At 67.1% G+C, this 25474-nt stretch carries 21 protein-coding genes; 15 read left to right on the top strand and 6 right to left on the bottom strand.

What is annotated here, in order from left to right; all coding sequences use genetic code 11:
• Positions 1–10: 10 nt before the first annotated feature.
• From HWN72_RS17900 to HWN72_RS17880, 5 genes are all read left to right on the top strand, one after another.
• On the top strand, positions 11–697 hold the full coding sequence (locus HWN72_RS17900; RefSeq protein WP_008828630.1) for a response regulator transcription factor: 687 nt from the start codon (positions 11–13) through the stop codon (positions 695–697).
• Positions 679–2100, top strand: coding sequence for a HAMP domain-containing sensor histidine kinase (locus HWN72_RS17895; RefSeq protein ID WP_051587055.1), 1422 nt, complete (start codon positions 679–681; stop codon positions 2098–2100). Before HWN72_RS17900 ends, HWN72_RS17895 begins: the two co-directional genes overlap by 19 nt.
• Positions 2101–2216: 116 nt before the next feature.
• Positions 2217–3248, top strand: a complete 1032-nt coding sequence (locus HWN72_RS17890; protein WP_036528357.1) for a YncE family protein — start codon at positions 2217–2219, stop codon at positions 3246–3248.
• A 23-nt stretch (positions 3249–3271) separates the two neighbouring features.
• Positions 3272–3994: a phosphatase PAP2 family protein gene (locus HWN72_RS17885; RefSeq protein WP_008828627.1), complete on the top strand. Its 723-nt coding sequence runs from the start codon at positions 3272–3274 to the stop codon at positions 3992–3994.
• A 28-nt stretch (positions 3995–4022) separates the two neighbouring features.
• Positions 4023–6353 carry a TonB-dependent receptor gene (locus HWN72_RS17880; protein WP_051587054.1) on the top strand — a complete coding sequence of 777 codons (2331 nt, stop codon included), beginning with the start codon at positions 4023–4025 and terminating at the stop codon, positions 6351–6353.
• Positions 6354–6406: 53 nt separating this feature from the next.
• On the opposite strand, the gene HWN72_RS17875 is transcribed toward HWN72_RS17880, so the two are convergent.
• From HWN72_RS17875 to HWN72_RS17855, 5 genes are all read right to left on the bottom strand, one after another.
• Positions 6407–8014 (bottom strand): ABC-F family ATP-binding cassette domain-containing protein, encoded by a 1608-nt coding sequence (locus HWN72_RS17875; RefSeq protein ID WP_036528406.1) that lies wholly within the window; start codon positions 8012–8014, stop codon positions 6407–6409.
• Between the two features lie 192 nt (positions 8015–8206).
• A complete protein-coding gene (locus HWN72_RS17870; RefSeq protein WP_036528355.1) occupies positions 8207–9403 on the bottom strand; it encodes a DUF2252 family protein in 1197 nt (398 codons plus the stop codon).
• A gap of 125 nt (positions 9404–9528) precedes the next feature.
• Positions 9529–10581, bottom strand: coding sequence for a helix-turn-helix domain-containing protein (locus HWN72_RS17865; protein WP_231958341.1), 1053 nt, complete (start codon positions 10579–10581; stop codon positions 9529–9531).
• Positions 10582–10609: 28 nt separating this feature from the next.
• Positions 10610–11758, bottom strand: a complete 1149-nt coding sequence (locus tag HWN72_RS17860) for an acyl-CoA dehydrogenase family protein (RefSeq protein ID WP_036528352.1) — start codon at positions 11756–11758, stop codon at positions 10610–10612.
• Between the two features lie 2 nt (positions 11759–11760).
• A complete protein-coding gene (locus tag HWN72_RS17855; RefSeq protein WP_069709471.1) occupies positions 11761–13260 on the bottom strand; it encodes an acyl-CoA synthetase in 1500 nt (499 codons plus the stop codon).
• 218 nt (positions 13261–13478) lie between these two features.
• Here HWN72_RS17855 and HWN72_RS17850 point away from each other — a divergent pair, with 218 nt between their 5' ends.
• The 6 genes from HWN72_RS17850 to HWN72_RS17825 are packed head-to-tail and all read left to right on the top strand — an operon-like array spanning position 13479 to position 20772.
• Entirely contained in the window at positions 13479–15722 is a 2244-nt protein-coding gene (locus tag HWN72_RS17850) for a TonB-dependent receptor (protein WP_069709472.1), read from the top strand.
• 16 nt (positions 15723–15738) lie between these two features.
• The gene (locus tag HWN72_RS17845; protein WP_211150912.1) at positions 15739–16971 is read left to right on the top strand and encodes a cytochrome P450; all 1233 of its coding nucleotides are present in this window, start codon (positions 15739–15741) and stop codon (positions 16969–16971) included.
• A 14-nt stretch (positions 16972–16985) separates the two neighbouring features.
• Positions 16986–18443 carry an aldehyde dehydrogenase gene (locus HWN72_RS17840; protein ID WP_036528402.1) on the top strand — a complete coding sequence of 486 codons (1458 nt, stop codon included), beginning with the start codon at positions 16986–16988 and terminating at the stop codon, positions 18441–18443.
• Positions 18440–18856 carry a GFA family protein gene (locus HWN72_RS17835; protein ID WP_036528344.1) on the top strand — a complete coding sequence of 139 codons (417 nt, stop codon included), beginning with the start codon at positions 18440–18442 and terminating at the stop codon, positions 18854–18856. Before HWN72_RS17840 ends, HWN72_RS17835 begins: the two co-directional genes overlap by 4 nt.
• Positions 18853–19656: an SDR family NAD(P)-dependent oxidoreductase gene (locus HWN72_RS17830; RefSeq protein WP_211150911.1), complete on the top strand. Its 804-nt coding sequence runs from the start codon at positions 18853–18855 to the stop codon at positions 19654–19656. The genes HWN72_RS17835 and HWN72_RS17830 overlap by 4 nt, the downstream gene beginning before the upstream one ends.
• Before the next feature lie 12 nt (positions 19657–19668).
• The gene (locus HWN72_RS17825; RefSeq protein WP_211150910.1) at positions 19669–20772 is read left to right on the top strand and encodes an NAD(P)-dependent alcohol dehydrogenase; all 1104 of its coding nucleotides are present in this window, start codon (positions 19669–19671) and stop codon (positions 20770–20772) included.
• A 125-nt stretch (positions 20773–20897) separates the two neighbouring features.
• On the opposite strand, the gene HWN72_RS17820 is transcribed toward HWN72_RS17825, so the two are convergent.
• Positions 20898–21533 (bottom strand): TetR/AcrR family transcriptional regulator, encoded by a 636-nt coding sequence (locus HWN72_RS17820; protein WP_211150909.1) that lies wholly within the window; start codon positions 21531–21533, stop codon positions 20898–20900.
• A 144-nt stretch (positions 21534–21677) separates the two neighbouring features.
• Here HWN72_RS17820 and HWN72_RS17815 point away from each other — a divergent pair, with 144 nt between their 5' ends.
• Genes HWN72_RS17815 through HWN72_RS17800 form a run of 4 tightly spaced genes read left to right on the top strand, consistent with a single transcriptional unit; the run spans position 21678 to position 25471 of the window.
• Complete coding sequence (locus HWN72_RS17815; protein WP_036528340.1) at positions 21678–22439, top strand: SDR family NAD(P)-dependent oxidoreductase; 762 nt, start codon at positions 21678–21680, stop codon at positions 22437–22439.
• Positions 22436–23626 (top strand): acyl-CoA dehydrogenase family protein, encoded by a 1191-nt coding sequence (locus HWN72_RS17810; protein WP_197524496.1) that lies wholly within the window; start codon positions 22436–22438, stop codon positions 23624–23626. Before HWN72_RS17815 ends, HWN72_RS17810 begins: the two co-directional genes overlap by 4 nt.
• Positions 23613–24686, top strand: a complete 1074-nt coding sequence (locus tag HWN72_RS17805; protein WP_036528338.1) for a phosphotransferase — start codon at positions 23613–23615, stop codon at positions 24684–24686. The genes HWN72_RS17810 and HWN72_RS17805 overlap by 14 nt, the downstream gene beginning before the upstream one ends.
• A complete protein-coding gene (locus HWN72_RS17800; protein WP_051587051.1) occupies positions 24683–25471 on the top strand; it encodes an enoyl-CoA hydratase/isomerase family protein in 789 nt (262 codons plus the stop codon). The genes HWN72_RS17805 and HWN72_RS17800 overlap by 4 nt, the downstream gene beginning before the upstream one ends.
• Positions 25472–25474: the final 3 nt, after the last annotated feature.

Raw genomic sequence — 25474 nt, 5'->3', positions numbered from 1 at the left:
TGGTAGCCAGATGCATTTGCTGATCGTCGAGGACGATGACCAGATCGCGACGTTCCTCGCACGCGGGCTAGCCGCGATCGGACACCTCGTCGATACGGCGGGGTCGGGAGAGGCGGCGATCGAAGCCATCGCGGCGCATCATTATGACGCCATGGTGCTCGATCGCATGCTGCCCGGGCTGGACGGTATCGAGGTGCTCCTGCGCAAGCCGCGCGACTTGCCGGTATTGATGCTCAGCGCTCTGAACACCCTGGACGACCGGATCGAAGGGCTGAATGCCGGTGCCGACGACTACCTCGTCAAACCGTTCGAAGTGGCGGAGGTCGCTGCCCGACTCAACGCCATTGCCCGGCGCTTTCCCGCATCGGAGCGTCCCGACGTCCTCGGGGCCGGTGACATCGAGATCGTGCTGACCACCTTGCGCGCGACCCGTGACGGCAAGCCGCTGCACCTGAACAAGAAGGAATTCGCGCTGCTGGCGGAACTGGTCCGCAATGCGGACCGCATGGTCACGCGCAGAATGCTGATCGAGCGCGTCTGGGGCTATTCCTTCGATCCGTCCACCAACATCATCGAAAGCAACATGAGCCGGCTGAGGGGCAAGTTGACCATCCACGGTGGTACGGATCCGATCGAGACGGTGCGCGGAACCGGCTACATCCTGCGCAACGCGGTGCCATGCCCGGAACTCGGCTGAACCCGCGCAGCGTATTCGGACTCGCCGGGCTGTTCGGTCTGGTGTTCGTGCTGGGCACGGCGGCGATCGGCGTCGCGACTTATCACTTTACCGAACGCGAACTGGCACACTCGGTGGACCTTCGCATCGAGCGCGAGCGTGCGCGGCTGATCGCTCCGGCAAACGGTATTGCGCCCGGTGCAGCGCAAGTCGCGCGCCGTATTCACGAATTCGCGGATCGCCGGAACATCAGCAGTGTCGGCTACGTCCTGCTCGATCGCAACGGCACGCGCCTAGCCGGGCACCTCGAGGTCAGGGGGGACGGGCAGGATCTGCACGACGTCGAGTTTCGCCAGTATGGCGGCGATTGGGGAGCGGCCCGCGCGGTATCCACGGTACTACGGGATGGAGGGCACCTTACCATCGTCGGCGAAAGCGAATCCGGCGAGGAAATGGGCAAGATCGTCTGGCGGATCGGCGGCACGGCGCTTGTGCTGGCGACGATTCTCGGCATTGGCAGTGCCGTATTGCTGAGCCATCTGATCAGACAGCGGCTGGCAGCCAGCCTCGTGACGGCGCAGGCGATCATCGCCGGAGACTATTCACGGCGCATTTCGGTGGATCGTCTTGGAGGGCTGTTCGCAGAGCATGCGCGTACCTTCAATCACATGCTCGACCGTATCGACGCCCTGATGACCAATCTGAGGCAGGTGTCCAGCGATCTCGCCCATGACTTGCGTACGCCGCTGACCCGTTTGCAGGGCACCCTTAGCGAAGCTGGCAGCGAGGATCTGATCGACGAGGCACAGCGTCTCGCACTGCTGCGTTCGGCCGCACGCGAGACGGCGGGAGTTCTGGCGCTGTTTACCGCCATCCTGCGCATCAGCGAGGTCGAAGCCGGCGGCAGGCGCGCGCAGGTCCGGCGGACCCGGCTGGATGTTCTGGTGGAGGACGTCGTCGATTCGTACGCCCCGGCCTTTGCCGACGCGAAGCGCGTGCTGCGGACCGGCTGCCTTCACCCCGTCACGCTGGAAGCCGACGCCGACCTGATCAACCAGATGCTGGTCAACCTTCTGGAAAATGTCCTGCTGCATACGCCCGCGGGCAGCGAGACCTCCGTTCTGGTGGAGATCGCGGAAACCGGGGCCGTGCTCATCGTGCGTGACGACGGGCCGGGAATTCCCGATACCGACCGCAAGAGCGTCTTCGGCCGGTTCGTACGGCTCGAACGCAGTCGCCATACCCCCGGCCACGGGCTTGGTCTGTCGCTCGTGGCGGCGATCGCGAAGTTCCATGACGCGTCGGTCGAACTCGAGGACGGGCGGCCGGGGCTTGTCGTCCGTGTTCGTTTTCCCCTGTCCGATGCATGGGGGAAGGCTAACGGCGCCGAACAGGCCGCCGAACATTCTAATCTTGCAATGTAACGGCTTCCCGGCGTCTTCGAGCGCTTTGCGTAACAGGACTGTCACAGGCAATTCCTAGCGGGTCCTTGTCTCGCCGGAACAGGATCGCCGGCCAATATCACAGGGATCACATCTTCATGGCAAAACATTGGGTCGTCGCGACGTGCGTCGCGGCAGGAGCGCTTGCGCCCGCTTATCTCGCAGCCCGTCCCGCCTCCGGCACCGGTTACGAACTGGCCGGGCATATCGCCGGTCCTGACGGCGGCTGGGACTATGCGACGGTCGATCCGACCACCGGGACGCTCTATGTTGCGCACGGCGATGCGATCACCACCGTCGATCTGGCTTCGCGCGCGGTCAACCCGGTGCTGGCGCCGGCCCATCACGCCCATCAGGTCCTGCGCATTCCTGGCAAGACGGAACTGTTCGAAACCGACGGTGATACCGGCACCACCCGCTTCGTCGATATCGCCACGGGCAAGGTGAATGCCGAAGTCGCCACCGGCAAGAAGCCGGACGGCGGCTTCTACGACAAGGCCACCGACCAGGTGGTGGTCATGAACGCGGCCGACGGCACCGTATCGCTCATCGATCCGGCCTCGCACAAGGTGACCGGCATCATCGAGGTCGGCGGCGGCCTGGAGTTCGGCGTGCCCGACGGCAAGGGCGGCGCCTACGTCAATGTCGAGGATCGCAACGTCGTGGTCGCGATCGACCTCAAGGCGCGCAAGGTCGTGAAGACCATCGCGCTGACCGGATGCGAGGGGCCGACCGGTCTTGCTCTCGTCGGCGGCGGCACGCGCCTCATCAGCGCCTGCGCCAACGACGTCGCGGTCGTAACCGACCCCAAGGCCGGGAAAGTCGTCGCCACGCTGGCGATCGGCGCGGACCCCGATGCCGTGATCGTCGACGAAGCCCGCCACCGCGCCTTCATCCCGAACGGCGGCAGCGGCACCCTTTCGGTGCTCGACATCGCGAAGCCTGCCGCCATCCGCGTGATCGGCACGGTGAAGACGCAGATCGGCGCCAAGACCGGCGCAGTCGATCCGCGCGACGGCCGCGTCTACCTGCCCACCGCCACGCTCGCCCGCCCCGAACCGGGCGCCAAGCGCGGCAAGCCCGTACCCGGCACCTTCAAGGTGCTGGTCGTCGCGCCCACCGCGTCCTGACCGACAGATCCGGAGACATTCCCATGACCCGTTTGCTTTCGACCACCGCCATCGCGGTTCTTGCCTGCCTCGCGCTGCCCGGCGCGGTATCGGCGCAGGCCCCCGCTGCCGCCCGGCAGTTCCAGGTCATCAAGCCCGGCACGCTCTCCGTCGCGGCCCAGCTTCCGGCGCCGCCCGCCCGCGGCTCTCAGGAAGAGAAGCTGGAGCTTCAGTATCTCCACGCGCTTGTCGCATCGACGTCCGCAGCGCGCATGGAGCAGGCCCGCGCGGACGATGCGCACGAGGACCCTTCGATCTTCGACGATGTGGTGGGCACCAGCCTGAAGAACCTCCCGGCAACCTGGGCGCTTCTCGAGACGGTGCAGAACGAGATCGAGGTCGCGGCTGACGATGCCAAGGAGCACTTCGCCCGCACCCGCCCCTGGGGCGTCGACCCGACCCTGCCGAACTGCGACGCGGGCAAGGGCAAGAAGCCGACCCGCAGCTATCCCAGCGGCCATTCGCTGCTCGGCTATTCGAGCGGCCTCGTGCTGGCACAGCTGATGCCGGGCAAGGCGCCGGCGATCCTCGCCAAGGCCCGTGACTATGCACTCAGCCGCGAGATTTGCGGCGTCCATTTCCCGAGCGACACCGAAGCGAGCCACGTGCTCGGCTCGATCGTCGCCGAGCGCGTGCTCGACACTCCGGCCATCGCGGCAAAGGCCTCGGCCGCCCGCGCGGAACTGGCCGCTTTCGACAAGAACTGAACCGAATTTCTTTCATAGGGGCGACACCATGAAGAATGCCATCAAGTATACCCTGCTTGCGGGGGCGACGGCGCTCGCCTTCGCTTCGGCTCCGGCTTTCGCCAGCGATGCCGATGCGGATCCCTCCAGCACCCGCCAGTCCCGGGGCCAGGCCAACGACGCCAACGCCCTGACCACCTCGGACATCATCGTCACCGGCACGCACGAGACGGAGCAGGCCCCGTCGATCGCCTCGCTCGCGACGACCCAGCCGCAGGCAGCCGTTTCGCAGACCTATATCGACAAGGCCGCGCCGCTGACGGCGGACTTTTACCAGTTGGCCTCGCTGACGCCGGGTGTGACGCTGACCGGCGCCAACAACGGCATCGGCCTTGGCGAATCCAAGATGTCGATCCGCGGCTTCAAGGACGGCGAATACAACGTCACGTATGACAGTATTCCCTTCGGCGACACCAACAACCCGACGCACCACAGCACGGCCTTCTTCCCCTCGAACACGATCGAGACGGTCGTGGTCGATCGTGGCCCCGGCAACGCCAGCCAGCTGGGTCAGGCGACCTACGGCGGCAACGTCAACATGTACTCCAAGGCCGTGGCCGACGACTTCGGCGTTCGTGCCGACGCCACGGTGGGCAGTTTCGAGACCTATGTGGGCCGCCTCGCGGTGCAGACCGGCGCGATCGATGCGCTGGGTGGCGCCAAGTTCGTGGTCTCGGGCCAGGTGATGGATTCGCAGGGCGCACTGACATACAGCCCCACCCATTCCAAGAACATCTTCGTCAAGGGCGTGATCCCGATCGGCACCGCCAACACGCTGACGGTGCTGTCCACCTACAACGCCAATGTCTATTACGAATCCGACACCGGCTTCGGCACTTGCGGCACCGGCGCTAACAGCGGCGACATCACCGGCGAGAACTGCACGGTGGGCGGCATAGCCGATTTCGGCAAGCGCTACGGCAACACCAACGATCCATCGGTGACCAGCAAGTACGCGCAGAACTACTGGGGCTACAACCGCACCAGCAAGCAGACCGACTTCGAGATTGTCCGCCTGCAGAGCGACCTCGGCTCGGGCCTGACGCTCGACAACCGCGTCTACATGTATGGCTATACCAACCACACCAGTTCCGGCAACGACGGCACCGGCAACTCGGCCAACGTGGTGGTGCTGACGCCGGGCGGCAGCAAGACCGCCGGCGTTCCGGGCTACGACAAGCAGAACAAGTACCGCACGATCGGTTACATCGGCGAGGCGGACTACGAATTCGAGCACGGCCGCCTGCGCGTCGGCGGCTGGTATGAGCATTCGGCCAGCGATCGCCATCTGATCAACTACGACCTGTCGACGGGCAAGCCGAACTACATCGTCGGCAAGTCCAACATCGACTACATCCAGCATTCGGGATGGGACCAGTTCCAGCTTTTCGGTGAACTGGAATATCGTCCGATCGAGGGCCTCTCGATCACGCCGGGCGTCAAGTACGTGCACTTCACCAGGCAGATCGATGCGGAGGTGAACCAGAAGACCCACGCTCCGCTGAATGCCAAGGCCACCTGGACCGACGTGCTGCCTTTCCTGACCGCGAATTACCAGATCCGCTCGGACTGGACGGTCTATGCGCAGTACGCCAAGGGTATGTACGTGCCTGACTTGTCGAGTTTCTACTCGACGTCGTCTTCGCTCGGCAGTTCGCTTTCTGCGCTCCAGCCGCAGCGCAGCACCAACTACCAGATCGGCACCGTCTATCACGGCCGCCGCTTCGCGATCGACGTCGATGCCTACAAGATCGACGTCAACAACAAGATCGCCTCGCCGACCGTCGCCGGATCGGACTCCTCGCTGCTGGTGAACATCGGCAAGGTCAAGTACAAGGGCGTCGAAGGCCAGATCAGCGTGTTCCCGGTGACCGGCCTGACGCTGTTCGCCAATGCCTCGTACAATAAGGCCGAAAGCGGCACGACCGGCACGCAGATCGCCAAGACGCCGTACACCACCGAAACGCTCGGTGTGTTCTACGATCACGACGGTTTCTTCGCATCCTATACGCACAAGTTCACGGGCGCGCAGTATGCGACCGAAGCTGATACCAACGCCTCGTTCCGCCTCTATCGCTTGGCTGCGTACAATGTCGGGTCGCTGGCAGTGGGTTACGACTTCGGCAAGTACCGCGTGAGCCTCAACGTCTACAACCTGTTCGATGACGACCACGTGATCGAGGTCAAGAACAGCAGCAAGGGCGCGCCGACGACCGCTGGTCTCAACGGCAAGTCCGTGCAGTCGGGCTACGGCCCCAACGACCAGCTGCGCTTCAACCCGCCGCGCAGCATCCAGGGCACACTCTCGGTCAAGTTCTGAGGCGATGGCCCGTCAGGTGGGAGCACCTGACGGGGCTGAACCGCGACTTGCTTCTACCCCGCCGAGTGGATCGGGGAGTCACGCGTCAGCTCCACCGTCCTGGTGATACGAATGCGATCGAGGAAATGTCGGTCGTGGCTGACCACGATCAACGCACCGTCGTAGGCGAGCAGACCGGCCTCGATCGCGGCGATGGCATCGATGTCGAGATGGTTGGTCGGCTCGTCGAGGATGAGCAGCGGCGGCGGGACGGGATTGCCGAGGACACAGGCCAGCCCGGCCCGCAGCATCTGGCCTCCGCTCAGGGCGTGGACGGCCTGGTCGGCGCTTGCCGCCCGGAAGCCGAAACGGGCAAGCGCGGCGCGGCAGGCATTGTCGTCGAGCCCCGGATTCAGCCGCATGAAGTTCTCGGCGATGGTGCTCTCTCGCTGCAGGACGCTGACCTGCTGGTCGAGCAGTCTGCCCGGAACATGCCGTTCCACGCGTCCCGACGATACCGCGAGTTCGCCGAGGATGACCCGCAGCAAAGTCGATTTTCCGCTGCCGTTGGCCCCGGTGACGGCGACCCGTTCGGGACCGGTAATGCGCAGCGACACATCGCGCAGCACCGGTGCGCCATCGCCGTAACCCGCCGAGACGTGGTCGAGCGTCAGCACCTCGCGCGATGGATTGAGGCCGGTCGGTGCGACCTGGACGGACAAGGGCTGCAGTACCTCGATCCGAGCCTTGGCGCGTTCGACCGAGAGGTCCGCCTCGCCGCGCTGCCGTTCGGCGAGGCGCCGGTTTTCCGCGCCGCTGTTCTCGGCCCGCTCGCGGCGGGCGCCGAGCAGGATGCGCGGCATCCCGCCGCGTTCGGCCTGTCGGTTGCCCGCGGCATCGCGCCGTTGCTGGCGTTCGGCGGTCACTTGTGCCTTGCGGGCCACGCTCGTCCGATGGCGCTGCGCCGCCGCCAGATCATGCTCGGCGGTAGCGAGTTCGACGGCCTTGCGTGCGCTGTAATCGCTCCAGTTGCCGCCGTACCGCGTCGCGCCCAGCGAAGTCAGTTCGACGATCGCGTCCATGGTATCGAGGAGTTCGCGGTCATGGCTGACGACGATAGCGCCCGCACGCCAGTTCGCCAGCATATCGACGACGGCGGCTCTGCCCCCGGCGTCGAGGTTGTTCGTCGGCTCGTCGAGCAGCAGGAAATCAGGTTCGGCGAAAACCAGCCCGGCCAGTGCCGCGCGTGTCCTCTGCCCGCCTGACAGGCTGGCGAGCGGCGTATCGAGAGGCAGATGCAGTCCCAGTCCGGCGAGCGCATCGGCCGCGCGGGCTTCCAGCGTCCAGTCGGCATCGCTCAGTTCGTCCATCGTCGCGATGCCGGCCTCGGCCCTGCGAAGGACCGCGAGCGCAGCGGCGGCACCGAGAACGTCGGCGACGGTTTCACCCGGCGCGGTCTGCACGGTCTGCCGCAACAGCCCCACCGTGCCATGGATGCGGACGCCTCCCCTGGAGGGGGACACGCCGCCGGCGATGATACCCAGCAACGTCGATTTGCCGATGCCGTTGCGTCCGATCAGCCCGGCGCGTTCCGAGCTGAAATCGAGCGTCAGGTCATCGAGAACGCGTCGGCCGTCAGGCGCGGACCAGGCGAGATGGGAAACGGAAATTGAGGCAGGCATGAACACGGGTTTCCTTGGCGGCAAGGCAGGTAGGCGATGCGGTCAGGGAAAGGTTCAAGGTTGCGCACTCCGTATTGGCTGGAGCAGGAGATAGCCATTGTTTGCCGAGACTGCAATCCTGAGGATAGACGACGTATCGTCCGCCCATGGCCGCCGATCATCGACGCTCTTGATCCAAGGTTCGCCAACCCGTCATGCGCCCAGTGCATGCACGCGGCAGTGTTCGAGATAGCCCCTCTCATGCCGTCCGGCGAGATCGACGACCGTGCGCCACAGCCATGACGGCGCGTCGAGGCCTCCCGACCGGCCGCGCTGCAACGTTCGCGCCCAGGAACGTCGGGTCGCCGGGTCCATCTGCCGCGCATGGGCCTTGCCGACGACCCAGGCCAGATAGCGTGCGGATTTGAGCGCTTCCGCGCGGGAGAACTGCTCGACCTCGATCTTGAGGTCCTGCGGCATGAGTTCGCGCACGAACAGCGAATGTCCGTGCAGCCGGGCCGTCGCCATACGGCCGCCGAGATAGGGCGACAAGGCGCGCGCAGCGGCAAGGACGCGCTCGGCAGGGTCTTGCGGCATTTGCGCGTCTTCGGCGGCGGGGGCGATCGGTTCGATCGCTTCCTTGATATCGACGAGGGCGTGGTCCGTCCCGCGTTCCCCGTCGAGGGCGACGATGGCCGCATAGCGCATCAGGCCCAGCGAACTGCAGCCCTTCATCCAGTATGCCGCATCGACCATGACGGGGCGCCGTTCCTCGCCTTTGCTATCGAGCGACAGGATCATGCGGCTTACCGGCCGGTGGGTCACGATTTCGCGAAGGCCGGTCGCCTCTTCTTCGCTCAAAGGCCAGAAGCGGCGACCCAGGGGAATCCGGGGCTCTACATCGTCGAGCCGTTCCTTCGCCAGGTGCCGCCATTTCCGGCCGACGGCGCGGCGACGGACCACACGCACGATGTCCGGTTCGCCATCGCCGTCTTCTTCGCCGTTCTCGGGTCCGACGAAGGCCTGTTCGTAGCCGTCCACCATCTCTTCCATCATGCGCGCCGTGACGACGCCCGGCAGGTCCGATCCACGGGCCGCCGTGGCGAGCGATAGCCCCAGCCTGATGAGGTCGTGGGCGGGATTGCCGATGACCGCCTGGTCGAGGTCGCGGATCTGGATCGCCACTTTGCCGCCGCCGTTGGAGATCGGCCCAAGATTGCCGAGATGGCAATCGCCGCAGATCCAGACCGCAGGACCTTCCGGGACGATGCGGTCGCCGCCCTCCTCGGTAAGCCAGCGGTAGAACAGCAGCGTATTGCCCCGGACATAGGCATGGGCGGACCGTGCCATCTTGAGATCCCTGCGGGCATGAAGGGTGGCAAGGCGGTCTGACGGCACGATGAATTTCATGACGTCACGAACGAGCAATGATTACGCGTGTTCCGGCGCCGGTGCGCGATTGCCGGATCGACGCTGCCGCCGGGCCGGGGCGGGATGCCGGAAATTGCGCCTCGACCAGAGGCAGCTTGCCGCTTTCAGCCCTGCATCCGCCGGTTCCGGTAGCAGGATGGAGTCTCGCCGCAGAACTTGAGGAAGGCACGGTTGAAGCTGCTCTGGCTGCCGAAGCCAAGTAGTTCCGCGATCACGTTCATCGGCGCATCGGACTGCGAGAGCATCTGCTGCGCGCGCTCCAGCCGGGTCTTGAGCACGAACTGGTGCGGCGTCATGTTGGTCGCCTTGCGGAACACGCGGCACAAGTGCGACGGCGTGATGCCGGCGTCGGCGGCCATCTTCTCCAAGCTGTGCTCCGCCTCGGGATGGCGGCGGATGGTGTCCATCATGTGGTGGATGCGGTAGGAGGAGAACGCCGAGACCGGGAAATCGGACGCCGTCGTGCGCGCCGGGCCGCGCAGCATGTGCGCCTTCAGCGCGTCGATCAGCGAGGCGACGTAGATGTCGCGGGCGCCCGATTCCGGTTCGTAAAGCTCTGCCAGGATCTGTCGCGAGAGGGCTGAGCCGAGCGGGTCGTTGAAGGCGAAGCGCATGCGCGAGAACTGGTCGAGCACCGAGGCCGAGCGCAATTCGTCAGAATCGATGCTGAGGGTGATGACGTCCAGTTCGCCGTCGACCAGCCAGCGCGTCTGCATCGTCGCGGGCACGATGGTCGCCGCGCCGGGGTAGGCGGCGTCGTCGCTCCAGCCGTCGCGGTCCCAGGTGCGCACGTTGGCCTTGCCCGCAAGCTGCACCACGAACAGCGGGTCGGGCAGGCCGGGCAGGGCGTAGCTGCCCACGAACTGGCGCCAGCGGCTGAAACGCCAGCGCCCGTCGCTCGATTCCAGGCTGACCTCGGGGCCGCGCCGCAGGGTGTCGGCAATGATCGCCTCGCCGTGCCATGTGCTGGGCGAGGCGATGTCGCATGCGGCGATCATCGCGGTGTGCCCTGCGCGGTGGCTCGCGATCGCTGCTCTGGGCAGATCGTGGCGATTGCGTCCATTGTCATCCTTTTCCCGGTCCGGCAGCCAGGGCTGCTCTTTCGATCCGGACAGGGTAACGCAAAATCCGCGCAACGCCTTGTCGAAAATGCGCATCGATTTTGACGTTTCTTGATCAGCCGGACTACGGCACTCCCCGTTCGTCCAGTCCCATGCCGCGCGCGATGATCTCCAGCATGATCTCGTTCGATCCGGCGAAGATGCGGCTGATGCGCGCGTCGGTGTACATGCGGCTGATGCGGTACTCGTCCATGTAGCCCGCGCCGCCGTGGAGCTGGACCCCCAGGTCGGCGGCTTCGCCCTCCAGTTCGCTGGCCACCAGCTTGGCGGCCGCCGCGTCCTCGGGCGTCAGGCGCGCGGCATTGGCGAGGAGCACCAGCTGGTCGATCCACGCCTGCGCCGCGTCGATACGGCTGCGCAGCGCGGCAAGGCGGAAACGGTTGTGCTGGAACAGGCCGACGGGGCGTCCGAAAGCGGTGCGCGTCGCCGCGAAGTCCAGCGTCAGCGCCAGCGCGGTCTGTGCCGCCGCGATGCTGGCGATGGCCGCGACCAGACGTTCGGTAGCAAGGAAGCGCATCAGCGCGGGCAGGCCCGCCTCGGGATCGCCCAGCACGTTGTCACCGGGCACTTGTACGTCGTTGAAGAACAACTCGGCGGTATCCTGCGCGGCGAGGCCCATCTTGCCCAGCTTCCCGCCCCGTTCGAAGCCTGCCATGCCGCGATCGACGACGAAGAGACCGAGCGTCCTTTCCCCAGTGCGCGCGGCGACGACCACCGCGTCGGCAAGAATCCCGTTGGAGATGTAGGTCTTTGCGCCGGTCAGCCGCCAGCCGTCGCCCTCCCGGACGGCGCGGGTGCGGATCGCCCGCAAGTCGCTGCCGCCGCCCGCCTCGGTCATCGCGATGGCCAAGATCGTCTCGCCCGAGACCACGCGCGGCATCAACCGGCCCTGCAGGGCCGGCGTGCCCAGCGCGGCGATGTAGGGGGCGACGAGATTGCTGTGCAGGTGCAGGTAGAACCCCGGTTCGCCGCCGCGCACGTTCTCCTCGATGACGATCTGGTCGAAGCGCAGGTCGGCCACGCCCGCGCCGCCGTGCGCGGGATCGGCCCAGAGGCACAGCAGCCCGGCATCTCCGGCCTTGCGGTACACCTCGCGCTCAACGATGCCTTCGCGCCGCCAGCGTTCGGCGTGGGGAGCGACTTCGGCGGCCATGAACCGCGCGGCCGAGGCGCGGAACTGGTCGTGTTCCTCCGCGAAGATCAGGCGCTCCATGATCAGCGGGCCTTGAACTCGTCGATCAGCTTGCGCTTCATGAGCTTTCCGGTGGGTTCGCGCGGAAGTTCGTCGCGGAATTCGAAAGCCTTGGGCGTCTTCACGCTGCCCAGCGCGGCGCGGGCGAAGGCGCCGAGTTCCTCCGCGAGCGCAGGGCCGGAGGCTACCCCCTCGGCGGGGCGGACGATGGCGAGCACGCATTCGCCCATCTCCTCGTGCGGGACGCCGATCACCGCCACGTCGGCGACCTTGGGGTGGGTGACGAGGTGGTTTTCGATCTCCTGCGGATAGATGTTCACCCCGCCCGAGATGATCATGAAGCTGCGCCGGTCGGTGAGAAACAGGTAGCCGTCCGCATCGACGTGGCCGACGTCGCCCAGCGTCGCCCAGCCCCGGTCATTGTGCGCCGTGGCGGTCTTCTGTGGATCGTTGTGGTAGACGAACGATGGCCCATCGGCGAAATAGACGTCGCCGGTCGCGCCGGGAGGCAGTTCGCGGCCCTCGGGATCGAGCACCTTCACCTTGCCGAGCACCGCTTTGCCGACCGAGCCGGGGCGCGCCAGCCACTCGGCCGAGGACAGCGCGGTGATCCCGCAGCATTCGGTGCCCGAGTAGTACTCGTGGACGATCGGCCCCCACCAGTCGATCATCGCCTGCTTGACCGGCACCGGGCAGGGCGCGGCGGCGTGGATCACCGCTCGCAGCGAGGAATGATCGCGCCGCGCGCGCGCTTCGGGCGGGAGTTTCAGCAACCGCACGAAGTGCGTGGGCACCCATGTCGCGTGGGTGATGCGGTGGCTCTCGATGAGCGCGAGCGCTTCCCCTGCATCGAAGCGCTCCATGATGACCACGGTGCCGCCGAGCCGGTGGATCGTCATCGCCCAGCGCAGCGGCGCCGCGTGGTAGAGCGGCGAGGTGGAGAGGTACACGGTGTCCTCGCCCATGCCGTAAAGCGCAGTGCCCATCGTTTCCAGCGGCGTCGTCTCGTCCAAGGGGCCTTGCGGCAGCGGCGGCTTCACGCCCTTCGGGCGGCCCGTGGTGCCCGAGGAATAGAGCATGTCGGTGCCCGCGCTCTCGTCCTCCACCGGCGTTTCAGGCCAGGACGCGGCCGTGCTGCGCCAGCGGCCGGCATCGTAGCTCTCGACGCCGGGCGCATCGCGCAGGGCTTCGGCGGCGAGGGGGGCGAGGCGGTCGGAGTGGACCAGCAGGCGCGCGCCGGAATCGCGCAGGATATAGGCGATGTCGGCCGCGCCCAGCTTGGTCGAGATGCTGGTGAGGTAGAGCCCGGTGCGCTGCGCGGCCCACGCGACGTCGAAGATCGCGCTCTCGTTGTCCATCAGCAGGGCCACCACGTCGCCGCGCTTCGCGCCGAGGTGGCGCAGCAGGTGGGCGCCGCGATTGGCGGCGGCTTCCAGTTCGCCGTAGCTGACCGTTTCTCCCGTCGCCGGAATGACGAGGGCGGGGCGCTGCGCATCGCTGAGGGCGAAGGGCCTGGGGTGCATCGATGAAACCTCTCTCGGGCAAGTTCGGGCGCGGACTCTGTCGATCCGCCGTCGCCGCGACATTGGGGCGCAAGGGGGCGAGGGCTCAAGGCGAGCGCAAGAAATGACAAAAACGGGATCAAGCCCGGTTAAAGCCATGGAGGCTCGCAGCGGCTAGTCATGGGGCAACCCGACGAAGCCCCTGAGATGAAAAACGGGGCGAGGGAGGAGAGGTAGAAATGAACATCACCAAGGCTGGAATCGCGTCCGTCATCCTGAGCTGCGGCGTTTCCAACATCGCGCTGGCGCAAGAGGCGACGCAGGCTCCGCAGGCCAGCGAAGCGGTTGCCGGAGACATCATCGTCACCGCGCAGCGCCGGTCGCAGTCGCTGCTCGACGTGCCGCTGGCGATCTCTGCGCTGGGCGGTGACGCACTGGAATCAAAGGGAATTACCAACTCCGCCTCGCTGGCGACGGCAGTGCCGAACCTGCAGGTCAGCAGCTCGTTCGGGCGCACCCAGCCCAACTTCTCGCTGCGCGGCATCAGCGTGGCGAACGAGTTCAATTCCAACCAGGCATCGCCGGTCGGCGTCTATATCGACGACGTCTACATCGCCGCGCGCACCAGCCATGGCATGGGCCTGTTCGACCTCGACCGCGTCGAGGTGCTGCGCGGGCCCCAAGGCACGCTGTTCGGCCGGAACACGACCGGCGGCGCGATCAATTTCATCACACGCCAACCCAAGCTGCAGGGCACCGAGGGCTACCTTCAGGCGGGCTACGGCAACTACAACACGTTCAAGGCGCAGGGCGCGGTCGAGACAACCATGGTCGAGGATGAACTCGGCCTGCGCATCGCCGCGAACTACGAAAAGGGCGACGGACAGATCCGCAACGTCTACCCCGGCGGCCGCGACGCCAACAGCGTGGACTCGCTGCAGGGCCGCGTCGCCCTGCGCGCCAAGCCCGGAAACGGCGCCGTCGACATCAAGATCCGCGCCTATGCCGGACGCGATCGCGGTACGCAGGCGACCCCGCTCGGCATCCCGAGCGAACGCGCCACATCGAACCTCGGCTTCTTCGAGATCAACGAGAACCGCGTCGGCCTCAGCCGCACCGACGCATGGGGCATCGCGGGCAACGTCTCGGTGGAGTTGAGTCCCACCGTCACCTTCACCTCGATCACCTCGTATGACGGCGGCAAGCTCGATCTCGATCAGGCGGCTGATGGATCGCCCAACGACGTGCTCGATATCACGTGGCAGTCCGGCTTCCGCCAGTTCAGCGAGGAAGCGCGGATCAACTACGAAGGCGATGCGCTGAAACTCGTCGGCGGCCTGTTCTATGGCTGGGACCGCACCGTCACCGACAACCGCTTCAACATCGGCAGCGCGCTGGGCGTGGGCGTCGACGGCGGGTTCTTCCAGCACTACCGCCAGAGCCGCCGCTCCTACGCCGCGTTCCTGCAGGGCGACTATGACCTGACCGACAAGCTCGTCCTCACGCTGGGCGCGCGCTACACCTGGGATCGCGGCCAGTACCGCGACGGCTATGCCTTCCTCTTCGCGGGCGGCGTGGACGATGCGATGACGCCGATCGCCTCGACCGTGCCCTGCAGCGGCGCACCGGGCACTTGCGCCTACGACCCGAACGCGCGCTTCAACCTCGACGGCAAGAACAACGCGCTGACCGGCCGCGCGGCGCTGAGCTACACCTTCGACAACGGCCTTCTGGTCTATGCCAGCTACAGCCGCGGCTATCGTTCGGGTGCGTTCAACGGCGGCAGCTACACGTCCTCGGCAGGCGTCAACTACGTTGAGCCGGAGCGCGTCAATGCCTACGAGGCGGGCGTGAAGGGTCGCCTGCTGGGCAACATGCTGACGCTTTCGGCGGCCGGGTTCTACTACGACTACACCAACCAGCAGGTGCAGGACTTGCGCGCCGGTCCGGTCAACTTCCTCGTCAATGCGCCCAAGGCCGAAGTCTACGGCGGCGAGATCGAGGCCACCCTGCGCCCCGCACCCGGCTTCACGATCAATGCCTCGGGCGGCTACCTCCACGCCACGTACAAGGAACTGTCGCTGCAGGGCGTCGACCTGTCCGGCAACGCGCTGCCCTTCGCTCCGCGCTGGACCGCGCAGTTCGGAGTAGACTGGAAGGTGTTCGACACCGGGCGTGATAGCGTGACCTTCTCGCCCTCGGTCAACTACTTCAGCCGCCAGTACTTCTCGCCCTTCAACACGACCGACGTGGCGGGCACGGGCCAAGTCAATTCCGAACTGCAGCAGGGCGCCTATGCCAAGGTCGATGCGGCGCTCGTCTGGCAGCATGACAACATCGAACTGCGCGGCTGGATCAACAACGCCTTCAACCGCAAGGTTCTGGCCTATGGCCTCGACCTGCGCGGCGCTGGCTTCAACTACAACCTGCTCGTCCCCGCCGCGCCGCGTACCTACGGCGTGACCGCGCGCGTCAGCTTCTGAGCGGGAGCCGCGCGTCATGATCGAAGCTCTCACCACGCCGGACCTGAAGGACCCCGACCTCTATCTGGACCGGGCGCCGCATGACGTGTTCGACCGGCTGCGCACCGCGCAGCCGGTCTACTGGAACCCCGAAAAGGACGGGTCGGGCTTCTGGTCGCTAACCCGCTATGCCGATATCGTCGAGGTATCGCGCAATCCGGCGCTGTTCTCGTCCGCCAGCGAGAACGGCGGCCACCGCATCTTCAACGAGAACGAGGTGGGCCTGACGGGCGCGGGGGAATCGGCGATCGGAACCCCGTTCATCTCGATCGACCCGCCCACGCATACCCAGTACCGCAAGTTCATCATGCCTGCCGTAGCCCCGGGTCGCCTTGCCGGGATCGAGGAACGCATCCGCGAACGCTGCCTTGCGCTGGTGGAAAAGATACCTCTCGGCGAGCCGGTCAACATCGTCCCGCTGCTCTCCGCGCCGCTACCGCTGCTGACGCTGTGCGAACTGTTCGACCTGCCCGCCGAGATGTGGGTGAAGCTCTACGACTGGACCAACGCCTTCGTCGGCGAGGACGACCCGGACTTTCGCCAGAGCCCCGAGGCGATGGCGACGATCCTCGGCGAATTCATGGCCTTCTGCGCCCGGCTGTTCGAGGAACGACGCGCCGCGCCGGGGCAGGACCTCGCCACGCTGCTGGCGACGATGGAGGTGAACGGTAGCCCCGTCACCTTGCGCGAATTCACCGGCAACATGATCCTCGCGCTTGTCGGCGCGAACGAGACGACGCGCAATTCGCTGAGCCACAGTATCGTCGCCTTTGCCGAAAACCCCGGGCAGTGGGATCGCATCCGCGCCGAGCCGGACCTCATCAAGACCGCCGTGCGCGAGATGGTGCGCCATGCCAGCCCGGTCATGCATATGCGGCGCACCGCCATGGCCGATACCGAGATCGGCGGGCAGGCCATCGCCAAGGGCGACAAGGTGGTGATGTGGTACATCGCCGCCAACCGTGACGAGAGCGTATTCCCCGATCCGCATCGCTTCGACGTGGGGCGCGGCAATATCCAGCACCTCGGCTTCGGCACCGGGCAGCATGTCTGCGTCGGCTCGCGGCTGGCGGAGATGCAGTTGCGCGTCGCCTTCGGCATCCTAGCGGAGCGCGTGGCCCGGTTCGAGGTGCTGTCGCCGCCGCGCCGGTTCCGCTCCAATTTCATCAACGGTTTGAAAAACCTTGACGTGGTGCTGATCCCGGGATGACAGGAGACACGAATTTGCTTGGTTTCGACGGTCTGGAACTGCCCGATCTGGCGCTGACGGCGGGTGGGGACCGGCTCGCCTCCGCCGCGACACTGCCTGATGTGGACCCGTGCTCGGAAACCGCTTTCGCGGATGTCCCGGTGGCCTCGGCCTCGCAGGTCGATCAGGTGGTGGAGGCGGCATGGCTGGCTTTCCGCGCGCCCGCATGGCGCGGCCTTGCCCCGCTGGCGCGCGAGCGACTGCTGCACAAGCTGGCCGATGCGATGGAAGCCGACCTGCCGCGCCTCGCCGCGCTGGAGGCGCTCGATACCGGCAAGCCCGTCGGTATCGTCGAGGCGGTGGATATTCCCGCCGCGATCTCGTGGCTGCGTGTCTATGCAGGCTGGCCGTCGAAGCTGGCGGGCCGGGCGGGGACGCTGTCCGCAACGCCGGGCGACTATCACGTCTATTCGCGGCGTGAGCCGATCGGCGTCGTCGCGGCGATCACGCCGTGGAATTTCCCGCTGGTGCTGGCGATGTGGAAGGTCGCCCCAGCGCTGGCGGCGGGCTGCACCGTCGTCCTGAAACCCGCGCCGGAAACCCCGCTGAGCGCATTGCGGCTGGTCGAACTGGCGCGCATCGCGGGGTTTCCCGAAGGCGTGCTCAGCGTCGTCACCGGCGACGGCGCGACCGGCGCGGCGCTGGCGGCGCATCCGCGCATCGCCAAGGTGGCCTTCACCGGTTCCACCACGACCGGGCAGGCGATCCTCGCCGCCTCGGTGCCGGACCTCAAGCGCGTGACCCTGGAGCTGGGCGGCAAGTCGCCCTCGATCATCTGCGCCGATGCCGTCCTCGCCAGCGCCATACCGCAGGCGGCGATGGGGTGTTTCTTCAACTCAGGCCAGGTCTGCTACGCGGGCACGCGGCTCTACGTGCATCGCTCGGTCTACGACGAAGTGCTCGAAGGCATCGCTGCCGTGGGCAGCGCGCAGAAGCTGGGGCCAAGCTCCGACCGCGCCAGCCAGCTCGGCCCACTCATCAGCGCCCGCCAGCACGAGCGGGTCACGGGCTTCGTCGAGCGGGCGAGGGCGGCCGGGATCGAGGCGATGCCCTCCGCCGCCGTGCTGCCCGAGCGCGGGTTCTACCATGCGCCGACCGTGCTGCGGAATGTCCCCGCCGACGCCGAAGTCATGCGCGACGAAGTGTTCGGCCCGGTCCTCGCCACCGCGCCGTTCGACGATATCGAGGAAGCCATCGCGCGCGCCAACGACAGCGCCTTCGGCCTCGCCGCGCATGTCTTTAGCCGCGATCTGGCCACCGCGCACCGGGCCTCCGCCGCGCTGGAGGCGGGCACCGTCTTCGTCAATTGCGTGATGCTGGCCGACCCGGCCTTCCCCTTCGGCGGCATGAAGATGTCCGGCATCGGGCGCGAAAACGGCAGCGAAGTGCTCGACGCCTATCTGGAGCCCAAGTCGGTGGTGATGGCCCTATGATAAACGCGACCCACTCCGGCGGCTGCCTCTGCGGGCAGGTGCGCTATGCTTTCGAGGGCGAGCCCTTGCTCGCCGCCGTGTGCCACTGCCGCCATTGCCAGCGCCAGTCCGGCAGCGCCTTTTCGCTGGTCATCGCGGTGACCGACGCGGCCTTCTCCCAGCAGGGCGAGACGCGGGTGTTCGAGGATATGGGCGACAGCGGCCAGCCCGTTTCGCGCCATTTCTGCCCCGCCTGCGGCTCGCCCATCGTCTCGATCGCGGGGGCGCTGCCGGGGCTGACGCTCATCAAAGGCGGCACCCTCGACGAACCGGGGCGCTGGACGCCTGCCCTCGAGGCCTACTGCGATGGCAGCCTGCCATGGCTCCCCCCCGTGGCCGCCGAACGCCACGCCCGTTCCAATATCGGAGAATGACCATGCCGAGTGCCCTGTTCGACCTGACCGGCAAGACCTGCTGGGTTACCGGCGCCGCCTCGGGCATCGGCCGCGAGACGGCGCTGACGCTCGCCCGCCACGGCGCCAGCGTGATCGCCAGCGACCTCAACCTCGAAGGCGCTGAGGCGACGGCGCAGGAATGCGGCGATGCGCTGGCGCTGGCGCACGACGTCAGCGACGAGGCCGCCTGGGCGAGTTGCGCCGCCGCTGTGCAGGAGCGTTTCGGCAAGCTCGACGTGCTGGTGAATAACGCCGGTATCATGATGTCGCGCCCGTTCTCCGAGGCGCCAGTGGAGATCCTGCGCCGACAGAACCGCATCAACGTGGAAAGCGTCTACATCGGCATGCAGACCGCCGAGCCGCTGATGAAGGCCGCCATCGCGCAGGGCGCTGCGGGGGCCTCGATCGTCAACCTGGCCTCGATCTACGGCAAGGTGGCGGGCGCGCAGTTCGCCGCCTACAGCGCCACCAAGGGCGCGGTGCGGGCGCTGAGCAAGGCAGTGGCCTGTGAATGGGCGAGCGCGGGCATCCGCGTGAACTGCGTGCTGCCCGGCCCGGTCCAGACCAACCTCGGCGCCGACTGGGAGCCGCCGGTGGATGCCGATGGCAAGCCGATCCCGCCAGAAGTCGCGCTGGCGGCCTGGGCCTCGCTGATCCCGATGAAGCGCCTCGGCGTGGCGAGCGACATCGCGCCGATGATCGCCTACCTTGCCAGCGACGCCGCCGCCTTCGTGACTGGCGCCGAATTCACCGCCGACGGCGGCTACACCGCAGCCTGAGGGAGCCTGAGCATGCACACCACCGCCGCCATCGCGCGTGAGGCCCACGGCGCCTTCACCGTCGAGCCGGTCGACCTTGCCGAACCACGCGCGGGTGAGGTGCGGGTGCGGATCGCGGGCGTCGGCCTGTGCCACACCGACCTGATCGCGCGCGATCAGTTCATCCCGATCCCGCTGCCCGCCGTTCTCGGCCACGAAGGCGCCGGGATCGTCGAGGCGGTGGGCGAGGGCGTCACCAAGGTCGCGGTCGGCGACCGGGTGGTGCTGGGCTTCTCCAGTTGCGGCCACTGCCCCCGCTGCGAGGAGCACCTGCCCTCCTATTGCCGCGAGTTTCCGGTCCTGAACTACGCAGGCGCGCGGGGCGACGGCAGCACCGCGATCAGCATCGACGGCGTGCCGGTCTCGGCCAATTTCTTCGGCCAGTCCTCCTTCGCCGCCCATGCCGTGACGCACGAACGCAACCTCGTGAAGATCGAGGCCGAGGACGTGCCGCTCGAATTGCTGGGGCCATTGGGCTGCGGATTCCAGACTGGCGCGGGCGGGGTGATGCGCTCGCTCGCTTGCCCGGCGGGATCGAGCATCGCGATCTTCGGCGGCGGCCCGGTGGGGCTGGCAGCGGTCATGGGCGCGGTGGTGCAGGCGTGCGCGACGATCATCCTCGTCGAACCCTTCGCCGCCCGCCGCGCCATGGCGCTTGAGCTGGGCGCAACCCACGTCATCGATCCGGCTGAGGGCGATGTCGGCGCCGCGATCCGGGCGATCCTGCCGGACGGCGTGGAGTTCGCTTTCGAGACCAGCGGGCGCGAGGCCGTCGTCGAAACCGCTCTGGCATCGTTGTCCAGCCACGGCCTGCTGGGCCTTGTCGGCGTGCCCCCTCGGCCCGAGAGCAGCCTGTCGATCAACCTCGCCTCGCTCATCACTTACGGCCATCGCATCCACGGCATCGTCGAGGGCGACAGCGACCTCCAGACCTTCATCCCGCAACTGGTGGACCTCTACCGCGAAGGCCGCTTCCCGTTCGACAAGCTGATCCGCACCTACCCCCTCGCGCAGATCAACGAGGCGGTCGCCGCGCAACTGAGCGGTGAGTGCATCAAGGCCGTGCTGGTCCCCTAGAGAGCAGGATGTCTCTACACCCTTTCGTCATTGCGAGCGTAGCGAAGCAATCCAAGGGCGGTTTGCGCGGCCCTGGATTGCTTCGCTACGCTCGCAATGACGAGGGTGGGGTGATGCTCACCGCATCACCCTCGCGGTGCGAGGCCCCGCACCAGCACATCGACCATCGTGGCGGCCAGCGCCTCGGCGCTCTGTTCGCCTTGCGCCGCGTACCACTGCCCGGGCCAGTTGAGCGCGCCCGCCAGCGTGAAGGCAGTCATCCGCACGTCGAGCGTCGCGATCGAGCCGTCCTCGACGCCAGCCGCCACCAGATCGCGCATCGCCTGGTCGATCCGCCGCTTGAGCGCCCGGAAATGCGCGCGGCCTTCTTCGGACAGCACGTTGTCGTCGGTGCGCACCACGCAGCGGCCGAAATCGTCCATGTTGATCTCGGCATAGCGGCGCAAGAAATGCGTCAGGCGCGTCAGCCCGTTGCCCGGTTCGCGCTCCGCCTCGGCCGCCGCCTCGCGCAAGAGGTTGAGGCCGCGGCTGATGCACTCCAGCAGCACTTGCTCCTTGTTGCCGAGGTAGCGGTAGATCGTCGGCTTGCTGATGCGCAGGCTGGCCGCGACCTCGTCGAGCGAGGCGGCCTGGAAGCCGCGCGCGTTGAAGGCGCGCACCGCGGCAAGCAGCACGGCCTCGCGCTTCTGGTCCTTCTCGCGAAGGCGGTCCTCGGGCGAACGGAACGGGGAATCGATGAAGTCTGGCTCAGGTGTCGTCACGGCTTTTCCTTGTCTGGCGACATTGACAAGAAACGCGTCGTTATGCAACGTACTCAAGAGTACGTAAGAAACCAATGAGTTTCATGAGCCTCCCGGAGACGCGATTCGCGCTGGACCGGGGGCAGTTGCGGAAAGGGATTCCTGATGAAGATCGAAGGCGTGGCGGCAATCGTGACCGGTGGCGCATCCGGCCTTGGCGCGGGCACCGCGCGGCGGCTGGCGGCGGCGGGGGCGAAAGTGACCCTGTTCGACCTCAACGCCGAACTGGGTGCTGCGACCGCGCGCGAGATCGGCGGGCACTTCGTATCGGTCAACGTGACCGACGAGGGCGCCGTCGAGGCCGCGCTGGAAGAGGCCGAGGCGCTGAACGGCAAGGCCCGCATCCTCGTCAACTGCGCCGGGATCGGCCCGCCCGCCAAGGTGATCGGGCGCGACGGCAAGGCGATCCCGCTGGCGGATTTCTCCAAGATCGTGACGATCAACCTGATCGGCAGCTTCAACGTCCTGTCGAAGTTCGCCGCGCGGCTCCACGATGCAGACCCGATCGGCGAGGAGCGCGGGGTGATCGTCAACACCGCCTCGGTCGCGGCCTATGACGGGCAGATCGGGCAGGCGGCCTACGCGGCGTCGAAGGGCGGCATCGTCGGCCTGACGTTGCCGGTGGCGCGTGAATTCGCCCGCTACGGCATCCGCGTGATGACGATCGCGCCGGGCATCTTCTGGACCCCGCTGCTGGCGACGCTGCCGCAGGAGGCGCAGGATTCGCTCGGCAAGCAGGTGCCGTTCCCCAGCCGTCTGGGCCAGCCGGACGAATACGCGCAGCTGGTCGAAAGCATCGTCACCAACCCGATGCTCAACGGCGAGACGATCCGCCTCGACGGCGCGATCCGGATGGCGCCGAAGTGAGCGGCGTACCCGGTGCCGGTCCCGAATTGACCGCGCAGATCGCCGCAAAAGTCGAAGCCTTCGTGCGCGAAGTCGTCGCGCCTTACGAGAAGGACCCGCGCCGCGATCACCACGATTGCCCGAGCGAGGAACTGGTCGCCGAACTGAAGGCCAAGGCGCGCGCCGCCGGGGTGCTGACGCCGCATATCCTGCCGGACGGCCGCCACCTGACCCAGCGTGAGACGGCGGTGGTGCTGCGTGCCTCGGGCCTCTCGCCGCTCGGCCCGCTGGCGCTCAACACCGCTGCGCCGGACGAGGGCAACATGTACCTGCTCGGCAAGGTGGGCAGCGCGGCGATCAAGGAACGGTTCCTGAAGCCGCTGGTGGAAGGGCGCGCGCGCTCGGCCTTCTTCATGACCGAACCGGCGGACGAGAACGGCGCCGGGTCCGACCCTTCGATGATGCGGACGACCTGCCACCTCGACGGCAATCACTGGGTCATCAACGGGCGCAAGGCGTTCATCACCGGCGCGGAAGGCGCGCAGGTTGGCATCGTCATGGCGAAGTCCACGGACGGCGCCTGCATGTTTCTGGTCGACCTGCCCGATCCGGCGATCCGCATCGAGCATGTGCCCAACACCATCGATTCCTCGATGCCCGGCGGCCATGCCGTGGTCGCCATCGAGAACCTGCGCGTGCCGGCCGACCAGATGCTTGGGCAATCGGGCGAGGGGTTCCGCTATGCGCAAGTGCGCCTCGCGCCCGCGCGGCTGTCGCACTGCATGCGCTGGCTGGGCGCCTGCATCCGCGCCAACGAGATTGCCACCGACTACGCCAATCGCCGCATGGCCTTCGGCAAGCCGCTGATCGACCACGAAGGCGTCGGCTTCATGCTGGCCGACAACCTGATCGACCTGAAGCAGAGCGAACTCATCATCGACTGGTGCGCGGACGTTCTCGACGTGGGCGAAGCGGGCGGCACCGAAAGCTCGATGGCCAAGGTCGCGGTGTCCGAGGCGCTGATGCGGGTGGCGGATCGCTGCGTGCAGGTGATGGGCGGGCAGGGCGTGACCGCCAACACCATCGTCGAGCAGGTGTTCCGCGAGATCCGCGCCTTCCGCATCTACGACGGTCCCACCGAAGTCCACAAGTGGAGCCTCGCCAAGAAGATCAAGCGCGACTGGAAGACGTCACATGAGCAGCACTGACGCCGCCGCCAATGCCGGCACCGGCGCCGTGCGCGAGGGCTATCGCTTCGACGAGGCGCGGCTGGCGGCGTGGATGGACGCGCATGTCGAGGGCTTCGCCGGGCCGCTCACGGTCGAGCAGTTCAAGGGCGGGCAGTCCAACCCGACCTACAAGCTGGTCACGCCGGGGCGCGCCTATGTGCTGCGGCGCAAGCCGCCGGGGCAGGTGCTGAAAGGCGCCCACGCGGTCGAGCGCGAGGCGCGGGTGCTGTCGGCGCTAGGGGCGACGGGTTTCCCGGTGGCGCATGTCCATGGCCTGTGTCTGGACGAAAGCGTCATCGGCAGCTGGTTCTACGTGATGGAGATGGTCGAGGGCCGCATCTTCTGGGATGCGACGTTCCCCGACGTTCCGCACGGGGAGCGCGCCGCCTACTTCGCCGCGATGAACGCAACGATCGCCGCGCTGCACCGGATCGAGCCGGACGCGGTGGGGCTGGGCGACTACGGCAAGCCGGGCAATTACTTCGAGCGCCAGATCGCCCGCTGGTCGCGCCAGTATCTGGAGGACACCGAGGCGGGCCGCGATCCGGGCATGGACCGGCTGATCGAATGGCTCCCCACGGCGATCCCGGCGGGCGACGAGACGCGCATCGTCCACGGCGACTTCCGCTGCGACAACATGATCTTTCATCCCACGCAGCCGCGCGTGCTGGCGGTGCTGGACTGGGAACTTTCGACGCTGGGGCATCCCCTGGCGGACTTCGCCTATCACGCGATGATGTTTCGCATGCCGCCCGACATCGTGGCGGGGCTGGGCGGCGCGGACATCGCGGCGCTGGGTATCCCGTCGGAGGCCGAATACCTCGCCGCTTATTGCCGCAACGTCGGGCGCCCGCCGATTTCGGAGCAGGACTATGCGTTCTGCATCGCGTTCAACTACTTCCGGCTGGCAGCGATCTTCCACGGCATCAAGGGGCGCGTGATCCGGGGCACGGCCGCGTCCGAACACGCCCGCGAGCGTGCCGCCAGCCTGCCGCGCATCGTCGCGCTGGCAGTGGAAAGCATGGAGGCCTGCCTGTGAGCGACACACCTGTACTGTTCGACCTTGCGGACGGCATCGCCCGCGTCACCCTCAACCGGCCCGAGGCGGGCAATGCCATCGACCTTGCGATGGCGCGCGCGCTGGCCGAGATCGCCATCCGCTGTGAGACCGACACCGCGATCCGCTGCGTCGTCCTCACCGGCGCGGGGCGGCTGTTCTGCGCGGGCGGCGACGTGGGGCTGTTCAAGTCCTCGGGCGATCATGTCGATGCGCTGCTGAGCGAACTGGCGGGCACGCTGCACATGGCGCTCACCCGCTTCGCGCGCATGGCCAAGCCGCTCTTGGTGCTGGTCAACGGACCGGCTGCGGGTGCGGGCCTCAGCCTCGCGATCGGCGGCGACGTGGTGCTCTGCGCACGGTCGGCGCACTTCACAGCCGCTTACGGTACGCTCGGCCTGACGCCCGACGGCGGGATGAGCTGGTGGCTGCCGCGCCTCGTGGGCCTCCGCAAAGCGCAGGAGATCATCCTCACCAACCGCCGCATCAAGGCCGACGAGGCCGAGGCGATCGGCCTGGTCACCCGCACCGTCGATGACGAGGCGCTGGCCGCCGAGGGCGACGCGCTGGCCGCCCGCCTTGCCGATGCCGCCGTGGGTGCGCTCGGCGCGGCGCGGGGACTGCTGCGCCAGAGCCTTGAGACCAGCCTCGACGCACAACTGGAACGCGAAGTCGCGGCGATTACCCGGTCGGGCGCCGCACCCGAATGCCGTGAGGGCCTTGCCGCCTACTTCGAAAAGCGCACGCCGAACTTCAAGGGAATCTGACAC

This window comes from Novosphingobium sp. HR1a (assembly GCF_015594425.1).
Taxonomy (GTDB): Bacteria; Pseudomonadota; Alphaproteobacteria; order Sphingomonadales; family Sphingomonadaceae; genus Novosphingobium; species Novosphingobium resinovorum_A.
This window is presented reverse-complemented; position numbering and strand designations above follow the sequence as displayed.